Source organism: Flavobacterium sp. CFS9, assembly GCF_041154745.1.
GTDB lineage: Bacteria > Bacteroidota > Bacteroidia > Flavobacteriales > Flavobacteriaceae > Flavobacterium.
On the sequence record NZ_AP031573.1, the window covers coordinates 4,923,351 to 4,936,192 of the forward strand.

The window sequence follows — 12,842 nt, forward strand, 5'->3', positions numbered from 1 at the left end:
TTAGTCAGGCATGATATACAATGGTCCTGCCAGATTGTGCGATTCTCCAAACTCATCTACATAATACAGTACATAGTAGTACGTACCGGTAGGCAATTTTTTGTTTCTGTCAATGGTCACACGTCCGTCTGAATATCCTTCAAACAACTCTCCTTTCGATCCGTATCCTTCTGCTCCGAAGACTTTTATACCCCAACGGTTATAGATTTCTACGGTATTATTAGGATAAAGTTCAAGTCCCGGAATGATCCATTTGTCATTGTAACCATCTCCGCCAGGAGTAATAATATCAGGAACTTTTAATTGTACCCTTATCAAATTAACTACTGTAGCATCATCAGGATCGCCATCATTATTTATGTCCACATTTTTCGGATCATTTGGATTATCTGAATAATCAGAAACCAATTTACCATTCGTATCTGCTGCAATTACAATCGCCTGATTCAGTATAAATCCTCGTTTGATATCATCAGCTGTAATGACATAACTTCCTGTAAATGCATCCCTAAGAACCTGTCCTACTAACAATTGATCGATATGGGTACGGTTAAGTACAATACCAGATAAATCGTCTTTCAGATCAAGATCAAACAGATCAAGTTCGCCGGTATTCGTTACATCGAATGTGTATGACATCGTTTCTCCGACAGAGGCAAAACCGTCCTTATTCTCGTCATTAAACGTACCGACTTTAAGTAAGCTTATTGATGATTTCGCTGCCTGCAATACCAGAACCGTAGGATCATCAGTAGTGTTACCATCGGTATCGTTACCATTATCAGACACATCCGTAACTTTCAGACGTCTTGCATCGGTAGCATCAGCCACAACCGTATTACTAATATTGCCGTTTGTCACATTTTGGGCAGTAATTAGATAGGTAGCAATGTAAGTTGCCGTCTCACCAACTTTCAGACTTCCCTGAGGTGAACCCTGGTTATTACTTTGGAATATAGGGCCTGTCGTTAGAGTCAGAGCATTACCTTTACCATCCGTTAACTTATCGGTCAAAATCAGATTATCAACGAACAGATTACCTGTATTTTTTACCGTAATGGTATATCTGATGGTATCTCCTGCACCTGTTTTTCCATCGCCATTGTCTACAACTGTGGCGGTTTTCACTGCTTTAATTGATGGAGCCGCAATAAAGTCAACTTTGGTCGGATCATCGGTAGTGTTACCGTCAGTATCGTCTCCGTTATCGGTGATATCCGTTACCGGAGTACCTTTTGGATCTTTTCCACTGATCAGTACACTATTACTTACACCACCGCTATCTACATCGTTTTGGGTAATAATATAACTAGCAGTATAAGTAGCAGTTTCTCCTACTTTCAGACTGCCCTGAGCAGAACCCTGATTCGCACTTTGGAACGTTGGTCCTGTGGTTAAAGTCAGAGTAACTCCATTACCGTCTTTTAAGGTATCCACTAAAGCGATACTATTTAATGCTGTATTACCTGTGTTTCTAACCGTAATCGTATAATTGATCGTATCACCCACTCCGGTTTTTCCATCTCCGTTATCCACAATCACAGCGGTTTTAACTCCTTTGATTGATGGTGTAGACGGGAAGTCTGTTTTAGTCGGATCGTCAGTAGTATTACCGTCAGTATCGTCTCCGTTATCGGTGATATCCGTCACCGGAGTACCTTTCGGATCTTTTCCACTGATCAGTACGCTGTTACCAACACCTCCGCTGTTTACATCACTTTGTGTGATGATGTAGCTTGCAGTGTATGTCGCAGTTTCTCCTACTTTCAGACTGCCCTGAGCAGAACCCTGATCAGCACTTTGGAACGTTGGACCTGAAGTCAGTGTCAACGCTGTTCCGTTACCATCTTTTAAGGTATCCACTAAAGCGATACTGTTAAGCGCTGTATTACCGGTATTTTTAACCGTAATCGTATAGTTGATGGTATCGCCCACTCCGGTTTTTCCATCTCCATTATCCACAATCACAGCTGTTTTAACTCCTTTGATTGCTGGTGTCGATGGGAAGTCAGTTTTAGTTGGATCATCGGTAGTATTACCATCGGTATCATCTCCATTATCGGTAATATCGGTTACCGGAGTATTTTTCGGATCTTTTCCACTGATCAATACGCTGTTGCCAACACCTCCACTGTTGACATCACTTTGTGTGATGACATAACTTGCAATGTATGTCGCAGTTTCTCCTACTTTCAGACTGCCCTGAGCAGAACCCTGATCAGCACTTTGGAACGTTGGACCTGAAGTCAGTGTCAACGCTGTTCCGTTACCATCTTTTAAAGTATCCACTAAAGCGATACTGTTAAGCGCTGTATTACCGGTATTTTTAACCGTAATCGTATAGTTGATGGTATCGCCCACTCCGGTTTTTCCATCTCCATTATCCACAATCACAGCGGTTTTAACTCCTTTGATTGATGGTGTCGATGGGAAGTTTGTCTTAGTTGGATCATCGGTAGTGTTACCATCAGTATCATCACCATTATCGGTAATATCTGTTACCGGAGTACCTTTTGGATCTTTACCATTAATCAGTACGCTATTGCCCACTCCACCACTATTGACGTCACTTTGCGTGATGATATAACTAGCGGTATAGGTAGCAGTTTCGTCTAATTTCAGGTTACCTTCAGCAGATCCCTGATCAGCACTTTGGAAAACAGGACCTGTGGTTAAGCTCAATACTGTTCCATTACCATCGGTTAGGGTGTCTACAAGTACAATACTGTTAAGTTCCGTGTCACCAGTGTTTTTAACCGTGATTGTATAATTTATAGTATCACCTGCTCCTGTTTTACCGTCTCCGTTATCCACAATCACAGCTGTTTTAACTCCTTTAATCGAAGGGCTAGTGATAAAGTTTAATTCGGTCGGATCGTCGGTAGTGTTACCGTCGGTATCGTCACCATTGTCGGTAATGTCGCTTACCGGAGTTCCTTTCGGATCGGTTCCACTAATCAATGCGGTATTGCCAACACCTCCGCTGTTCACATCACTTTGCGTGATGATATAACTTGCAGTATAGATTGCCGTTTCTCCAACTTTCAAACTACCCTGAGCAGATCCCTGATTCGCACTTTGGAATGTTGGACCAGTGGTTAAAGTCAGAGCAACTCCATTGCCATCAGTTAAAGTATCAACTAAAGTTACACCTATCAAATCGGTATTACCGGTGTTTTTAGCTGTGATGGTGTAGTTGATGGTATCGCCAACTCCTGTTTTACCATCTCCATTGTCTACAATCACAGCTGTTTTAACTCCTTTGATTGATGGTATCGATGGGAAGTCCACTTTAGTCGGATCATCGGTAGTATTACCATCGGTATCGTCTCCGTCATCGGTAATATCCGTTACCGGAGTACCTTTCGGATCGGTTCCGCTAATCAGTACGCTGTTGCCTACGCCTCCGCTATTCACATCACTTTGTGTGATCACATAACTGGCAATATAAGTCGCAGTTTCACCTACTTTAAGTGTTCCGACTGCTGATCCCTGATCGGCATTCTGGAATGTTGGACCTGTGGTTAAGGTCAACGCTGTTCCATTGCCATCGGTTAAGGTATCTACTAAATTGATACCGCTTAGATCGGTATTACCAGTGTTTTTAGCTGTGATGGTGTAGTTGATCGTATCGCCAACTCCTGTTTTACCGTCTCCGTTATCGACAATCACAGCAGTTTTAACTCCTTTGATTGCTGGTGTCGATGGGAAGTCTGTTTTAGTCGGATCATCGGTAGTATTACCATCGGTATCGTCTCCGTCATCGGTAATATCCGTTACCGGAGTACCTTTCGGATCGGTTCCGCTAATCAGTACGCTGTTGCCTACGCCTCCGCTGTTCACATCACTTTGTGTGATCACATAACTTGCAGTATAAGTCGCAGTTTCACCTACTTTAAGTGTTCCGACTGCAGATCCCTGATCGGCATTCTGGAATGTTGGCCCTGTGGTTAAGGTCAACGCTGTTCCATTGCCATCGGTTAAAGTATCCACAAGGTTTACACCTGTCAGATCTGTATTACCTGTGTTTTTAGCAGTGATGGTGTAGTTGATCGTATCGCCAACTCCTGTTTTACCATCACCGTTATCCACAATAACAGCAGTTTTAACTCCTTTAATTGATGGTGTCGATGGGAAATTAGTTTTAGTCGGATCATCGGTCGTATTACCGTCAGTGTCGTCACCATTGTCAGTAATATCCGTTACCGGATTACCTGCAGGATCTTTTCCATTTACTAATACACTGTTACTCACTCCTCCGCTATTTACATCAGCCTGGGTAATGATATGACTTGCAATATAAGTTGCTGTTTCTCCAACTTTAAGATCTCCCTGAAGTGATCCCTGATCGGCACTTTGGAAAGTTGGTCCTGAAGTTAAGGTCAATCCAATTCCATTAGCATCAGTTAAAGTATCTACAAGAGCAATGCTATTTAAGATTACATTACCCGTATTTTTAACTGTAATAGTATAGTTGATCGTGTCACCTGCTCCAGTCACACCATCTCCGTTGTCAGCAATCACAGCTGTTTTAACTCCTTTCAGGCAAGATTCAGATATTCTTACAGTAAGAGGCAGAGTACTTGTACATCCGGTATCGTCCTTCACTTGTACAGTATAATCTCCTGCAGTCAATCCTGTAAAGATACCTGTGTTATTGCTTGTCACGAAATTATCAATACTATAGGTATAAACTCCTGTACCGCCTGATGCTGTTACAGTGAAACCTCCATTTACATTATTCGTACAGGTTACATCAATATGACTTGCAGTCGATTCTGTCAAAATAATTTCTGTTGGCTCGGTAATACTGATCGAAGCGTTCACAGTACAGCCTTTGCTGTCAGTAGCCGTTACGTTATACGTTCCAGGGCCTAAATTCACCTGATCTTCCTGAGTCGCTACAACAGTGCTACCGTTGGTGGTGCTCCATGCATAGGTGTATGGCGCTGTTCCTCCGTTTACGGTGATGTCTATCGATCCGTTGCTTTGTCCTTTACACAATACCTGAGTAGGGGCTGATTCTAAGGTTAAGGCTTGTGGACTCTGAACCATCACACTGCTCGTTGTGGTACATAGGGTTGTGGTATCGGTTACCGTTACACTATAGGTGCCTGAGGCTACATTGCTTACTGTGGCTGTAGTGGCTCCGTTACTCCATAGGTAAGTAAAGTTACCTGATCCGCCTGTTACATTTACCGTTACACTTCCGGTGCTGGTGCCGAAGCAGTTCACTGCTGTACTGGTCGCTGTAGCAGCCAGCATCAGACAGGTGCCTCCGTTGACTGTGGCTGTGGCCGTTGTGGTACAGCCTTTGGCATCAGTTACCGTTACACTATAAGTACCCTGATCCAGTCCCGTTACATGGGCTGTGGTGGCTCCTGTGTTCCATAGGTAGGTATAAGGTCCGGTTCCGCCTGTGGCTGTTACCGTTACGGTTCCGTCATTAGTCGTTGGACCTTGCTCGTCGGTAGACGTAGCGCTGGCGCTTAACATATTGCTTGGTTCGGTAATGGTGATGCTTTCTTCTACAGCATCACATACGGTGCCGTTGATGGTTACCGCTACGGTATAGGTACCGGCTGCTTTGCCACTTAGGGTACTGCTCGTGCCGGTGGTCACCGTTCCATCACTCCAGGTGAAGGTGAACACGGCGGCTGGACGCAAGGCTGAGCTGGCGTTTACGGTAATTGAGCCTGTAGCATTGCCTTTACAAGATACGTTGGTTACGGTTCCTACTGTTACTACTGCATCGCAGTTGTTCACACAGTCTACCACTACGCTCTCGGTGAAGGTACAGCCGTTGGCATCGGTTACCGTTACTCCATAGGTGCCGTTCATAAGTCCGCTTATTGTAGCTGTTGTACCGCCATTGGTCCATAGATACGTATATGGTGCCGTGCCGCCTGTAGCTGTAGCTGTGGCACTACCATTGCTGCAGCCCTGAGCTGTAGTGGCGTTGACTTTGGTCAGGTTGGCTGTTAAGGCGCTTGATGGCTGGGTGATTACTATAGTCAGATTTGCTGATGGACAACCGTTGGCATCTTTTACTTTTACAGTATAAGAACCTGCTGCCAGTCCGCTAAACACACCTGTGGTATTAGTAGTTGCAAAATTATCAATACTGTACTGATAAGGTGCATTACCTCCTGCTCCATTCACAGTGAAGCTTCCTGTTGTTCCTGATCCTGAACATTTAACCTCCTGATGTGCGGACAGATCTTCTGTAAGGGTTAGTCCCGCAGGCTCATCTACTACTATCGATTGATTGACTGTACAGCCTTTGGCATCGGTAACTACAACATTGTAGGTGCCTCCGCTCAGACTGGTCTGGTCTTCAGCTGTTGCATTCAGTCCGCTTCCGGTACTGGTGGTCCAGGCGTAGGTATACGGTGCTGTTCCTCCGCCTACGGTAATATCAATTGATCCGTTGGCCTGACCCTGACACAGTACGGCTGTTGCTCCGTAGCCTAATGTTAAGGCTAACGGGCTTTGAACGGTTACTGTACTGGTGGTCGTACATAGGGTTGTATTATCGGTTACTGTTACGGTATAGGTTCCGGCCGCTACATTGTTGACTGTAGCTGTGGTGTTATTCCCCGGAGTGTTCCATAGGTAGCTGAAGCTGCCTGAACCGCCTGTTACACTTACGTGAACTTCTCCGGTACTGGTACCAAAACAGGTCACTGGTGTACTGCCGCTCATCGCCGATAACATCAGACAGGTTCCTGCATTGACTTTGGCGGTAGCGGTAGCGGTACAACCGTTGGCATCGGTTACCGTTACGGTATAAGTGCCCTGATCCAGTCCGCTTATTGTAGCGGTAGTGGCTCCGGTATTCCATAGGTACGTATATGGTGCTGCTCCGCCTGAAGCGATTACGCTTACGGTTCCGTCGTTAGTCGTTGGACCTTGCTCATCGGTAGCTGTGGCGCTGGCACTTAGTTTATTGTCCGGTTCGCTGATAGTGATGCTTTCTTCTACAGCATCACATACAGTGCCGTTGATGGTTACCGCTACAGTATAAGTTCCGGCCGGTTTATTACTTAAGGTGCTTGTGGTTCCGGTGGTTACCGTACCATCACTCCAGGTGAAGGTAAATACAGCTCCAGGATGGGCAACTGAACTGGCATTTACGGTAATAGATCCTGTAGCATCTCCAACGCAAAGTACGTTGGTTACACTGCCCAGACTTACTACAGCATCACAGTTGTTTACGCAGTCTACCACTACGCTTTCGGTGAAAGTACAGCTGTTGGCATCGGTTACCGTTACGCTGTAAGCTCCGGCGCTCAGACCTGTGATGGTCGCTGTAGTGCCTCCTGTACTCCATAGATAGGTATATGGTGCGGTTCCTCCTGTGGCGGTTACTGTCGCACTACCATTAGTGCAGCCTAAGGCTGTAGTGCCATTTTGTTTGGTTAAATTAGCCGTCAGGTCATTGGTTGGTTCTGTAACAACGATGGCTATACTGGTTTGACAGCCTCCTGCATCTTGTACGCCAACAATATAACTGCCTGCTGATAAGCCGCTAAAGATTCCGGTACTGTTGCTGGTGGCAAAGTTATCGATACTGTATTGGTATGGTGAGGTACCTCCACTGGCTGATACGGTCACACTTCCGGTAGATCCTCCTGTACACAATACATTTTGATGCGATGCGGTGGTCTCGGTTATTACTAATTGTACCGGCTCGGTAATACTGATCGAAGCGTTCACAGTACAGCCTTTGCTGTCAGTAGCCGTTACGTTATACGTTCCAGGGCCTAAATTCACCTGATCTTCCTGAGTCGCTACAACAGTGCTACCGTTGGTGGTACTCCATGCATAGGTGTATGGCGCTGTTCCTCCGTTTACGGTGATGTCTATCGATCCGTTGCTTTGTCCTTTACACAATACCTGAGTAGGGGCTGATTCTAAGGTTAAAGCTTGTGGGCTCTGAACCATCACACTGCTCGTTGTGGTACATAGGGTTGTGGTATCGGTTACCGTTACACTATAGGTGCCTGAGGCTACATTGCTTACTGTGGCTGTAGTGGCTCCGTTGCTCCATAGGTAAGTAAAGTTACCTGATCCGCCTGTTACATTTACCGTTACACTTCCGGTGCTGGTGCCGAAGCAGTTCACTGCTGTACTGGTCGCTGTAGCAGCCAGCATCAGACAGGTGCCTCCGTTGACTGTGGCTGTGGCCGTTGTGGTACAGCCTTTGGCATCAGTTACCGTTACACTATAAGTACCCTGATCCAGTCCCGTTACATGAGCTGTGGTGGCTCCGGTATTCCATAGGTAGGTATAAGGTCCGGTTCCGCCTGTGGCTGTTACCGTTACGGTTCCGTCATTAGTCGTTGGACCTTGCTCGTCGGTAGACGTAGCGCTGGCGCTTAACATATTGCTTGGTTCGGTAATGGTGATGCTTTCTTCTACAGCATCACATACGGTGCCGTTGATGGTTACCGCTACGGTATAGGTACCGGCTGCTTTGCCACTTAGGGTACTGCTCGTGCCGGTGGTCACCGTTCCATCACTCCAGGTGAAGGTGAACACGGCGGCTGGACGCAAGGCTGAGCTGGCATTTACGGTAATTGAGCCTGTAGCATTGCCTTTACAAGATACGTTGGTTACGGTTCCTACTGTCACTACTGCATCGCAGTTGTTCACACAGTCTACCACTACGCTCTCGGTGAAGGTACAGCCGTTGGCATCGGTAACTGTTACTCCATAGGTGCCGTTCATAAGTCCGCTTATTGTAGCTGTTGTACCGCCATTGGTCCATAGATACGTATATGGTGCCGTGCCGCCTGTAGCTGTAGCTGTGGCACTACCATTGCTGCAGCCCTGAGCTGTAGTGGCGTTGACTTTGGTCAGGTTGGCTGTTAAGGCGCTTGATGGCTGGGTGATTACTATAGTCAGATTTGCTGATGGACAACCGTTGGCATCTTTTACTTTTACAGTATAAGAACCTGCTGCCAGTCCGCTAAACACACCTGTGGTATTAGTAGTTGCAAAATTATCAATACTGTACTGATAAGGTGCATTACCTCCTGCTCCATTCACAGTGAAGCTTCCTGTTGTTCCTGATCCTGAACATTTAACCTCCTGATGTGCGGACAGGTCTTCTGCAAGGGTTAGTCCCGCAGGCTCACCTACTATTATCGATTGATTGACTGTACAGCCTTTGGCATCGGTAACTACTACATTGTAGGTACCTCCGCTCAGACTGGTCTGGTCTTCAGCTGTTGCATTCAGTCCGCTTCCGGTACTGGTGGTCCAGGCGTAGGTATACGGTGCTGTTCCTCCGCCTACGGTAATATCAATTGATCCGTTGGCCTGACCCTGACACAGTACGGCTGTTGCTCCGTAGCCTAATGTTAAGGCTAGTGGACTCTGAACCGTTACTGTGCTGGTGGTAGTACATAAGGTCGTATTGTCGGTTACCGTTACGGTATAGGTTCCGGCCGCTACATTGTTGACTGTAGCTGTGGTGTTATTCCCCGGAGTGTTCCATAGATAGCTGAAGCTGCCTGAACCACCTGTTACACTTACATGAACTTCTCCGGTACTGGTACCAAAACAGGTCACTGGTGTACTGCCGCTCATCGCCGATAACATCAGACAGGTTCCTGCATTGACTTTGGCACTGGCTGTAGTGGTACAACCATTGGCATCGGTTACCGTTACGGTATAAGTACCCTGATCCAGTCCGGTTATCTGAGCTGTTGTGGCTCCGGTATTCCATAGGTACGTATATGGTGCTGCTCCGCCTGAAGCGATTACGCTTACGGTTCCGTCGTTAGTCGTTGGACCTTGTTCGTCGGTAGCTGTAGCGCTGGCGCTTAGTTTATTGTCCGGTTCGGTAATGGTGATGCTTTCTTCTACGGCATCACATACGGTGCCGTTGATGGTTACCGCTACAGTATAAGTTCCGGCCGGTTTATTGCTTAAAGTGCTTGTAGTTCCGGTGGTTACCGTACCATCACTCCAGGTGAAGGTAAATACAGCTCCAGGATGGGCAACTGAACTGGCATTTACGGTAATAGATCCTGTAGCATCTCCAACGCAAAGTACGTTGGTTACACTGCCCAGACTTACTACAGCATCACAGTTGTTTACGCAGTCTACGACTACACTCTCAGTGAAAGTACAGTTGTTGGCATCGGTTACCGTTACACTATAGGCTCCGGCGCTCAATCCTGTGATGGTCGCTGTAGTGCCTCCTGTACTCCATAGATAGGTATATGGTGCGGTTCCTCCTGTGGCGGTTACTGTCGCACTACCATTAGTGCAGCCTAAGGCTGTAGTGCCATTTTGTTTGGTTAAATTAGCCGTCAGGTCATTGGTTGGTTCTGTAACAACGATGGCTATACTGGTTTGACAGCCTCCTGCATCTTGTACGCCAACAATATAACTGCCTGCTGATAAGCCGCTAAAGATTCCGGTACTGTTGCTGGTGGCAAAGTTATCGATACTGTATTGGTATGGTGAGGTACCTCCACTGGCTGATACGGTCACACTTCCGGTAGATCCTCCTGTACACAATACATTTTGATGCGATGCGGTGGTCTCGGTTATTACTAATTGTACCGGCTCGGTAATACTGATCGAAGCGTTCACAGTACAGCCTTTGCTGTCAGTAGCCGTTACGTTATACGTTCCAGGGCCTAAATTCACTTGATCTTCCTGAGTCGCTACAACAGTGCTACCGTTGGTGGTACTCCATGCATAGGTGTATGGCGCTGTTCCTCCGTTTACGGTGATGTCTATCGATCCGTTGCTTTGTCCTTTACACAATACCTGAGTAGGGGCTGATTCTAAGGTTAAAGCTTGTGGGCTCTGAACCATCACACTGCTCGTTGTGGTACATAGGGTTGTGGTATCGGTTACCGTTACACTATAGGTGCCTGAGGCTACATTGCTTACTGTGGCTGTAGTGGCTCCGTTGCTCCATAGGTAAGTAAAGTTACCTGATCCGCCTGTTACATTTACCGTTACACTTCCGGTGCTGGTGCCGAAGCAGTTCACTGCTGTACTGGTCGCTGTAGCAGCCAGCATCAGACAGGTGCCTCCGTTGACTGTGGCTGTGGCCGTTGTGGTACAGCCTTTGGCATCAGTTACCGTTACACTATAAGTACCCTGATCCAGTCCCGTTACATGAGCTGTGGTGGCTCCGGTATTCCATAGGTAGGTATAAGGTCCGGTTCCGCCTGTGGCTGTTACCGTTACGGTTCCGTCATTAGTCGTTGGACCTTGCTCGTCGGTAGACGTAGCGCTGGCGCTTAACATATTGCTTGGTTCGGTAATGGTGATGCTTTCTTCTACAGCATCACATACGGTGCCGTTGATGGTTACCGCTACGGTATAGGTACCGGCTGCTTTGCCACTTAGGGTACTGCTCGTGCCGGTGGTCACCGTTCCATCACTCCAGGTGAAGGTGAACACGGCGGCTGGACGCAAGGCTGAGCTGGCATTTACGGTAATTGAGCCTGTAGCATTGCCTTTACAAGATACGTTGGTTACGGTTCCTACTGTCACTACTGCATCGCAGTTGTTCACACAGTCTACCACTACGCTCTCGGTGAAGGTACAGCCGTTGGCATCGGTAACTGTTACTCCATAGGTGCCGTTCATAAGTCCGCTTATTGTAGCTGTTGTACCGCCATTGGTCCATAGATACGTATATGGTGCCGTGCCGCCTGTAGCTGTAGCTGTGGCACTACCATTGCTGCAGCCCTGAGCTGTAGTGGCGTTGACTTTGGTCAGGTTGGCTATCAAAGCGCTAGACGGTTTACTGATCACTATCGGAGCAGTGATAAATTTACATCCAACTGCGTCAGTTACCGTCAGTGTATAACTTCCTGCAGGAATTCCGGTTAAATCTTCAGTAATCTGTCCTGAATCCCAGCTGTATGTATATGGTGCAGTACCTCCAGTCACGGTCGCATTTATCGCTCCGGTAGACTGTCCCTGACAACCAATATTAGTAACAGTTTGTGTTACTGCCAGATTACTTTGGAAAGACTGCATTACAAACGGTTCTCCTGGTACTTTTCCAAAACAGCTGTTGTCTGCTAATTGCGTAACAATTACATTTGTATAGCTGCCTGCTGATAAACCTGAAATAATTAACTGGCTGCTGCTATTTGAAGTAATATTGGCTACTACAGGAGTTCCTCCGTTTTTCACATAACTTACCTGATAAGTAGTCGATGCAAAAATTCCTCCATTACTAATTACCAGTGATCCGTTATTACCCGGTACGCAGTTGGTTGGTGTATTTATAGCTAACAACAAGTTAGCCTGAACGATTTCACAACAAGCTTTGGCTATTGCATTGTTGATCCAGTCTGTATTAATTGGCTGGAAACAGCCTGCATTGGTAAGTCCGGTTCCTGTACCATCACTTACCGCAGAATAAGTATTGACGCTAACAGTGCTTGTCACAATATTTATTCCTGCTTCCTGTGCATCACTACAGCTGTCATTGTCACTGTTTAAATCTAAATAATCTGCTAAACTGTCTCCATCTGTATTGATAGGGGTTATCAGACCTCCTAAAGACTGTCCTGTTTCACAACCTCCCGCATCAAAGACATTGCCATCTCCGAAACGACAATTTACCAGACTGCTATATTTTGTACGGTCTCCTGAAGCCTCTATAGCATCCGGAATACCATCATTATCACTATCAAGATCCAGACTGTTTATAATTCCGTCTCCATCAGTATCAACGGTACCTTCTACTATATCTGCAATTCCATCATTATCATCATCTACGTCTGCATAATCCGGAACTCCGTCACCATCAGTATCAATCTTAGTATTATCGAAACAATCACATGAATCTG

Annotated in this window: 1 protein-coding gene (only partly in view); it reads right to left on the reverse strand. The window is 46.4% G+C overall.

Annotated elements, in window-relative coordinates:
- Window positions 1–12,842 carry the end of a gliding motility-associated C-terminal domain-containing protein gene (locus ACAM30_RS20420; protein ID WP_369616354.1) on the reverse strand. The gene runs 14,908 nt beyond the window's last position, so only the last 12,842 of its 27,750 coding nucleotides appear in the window; its start codon lies off the right edge, out of view — the gene reads right to left on this strand; its stop codon occupies window positions 1–3.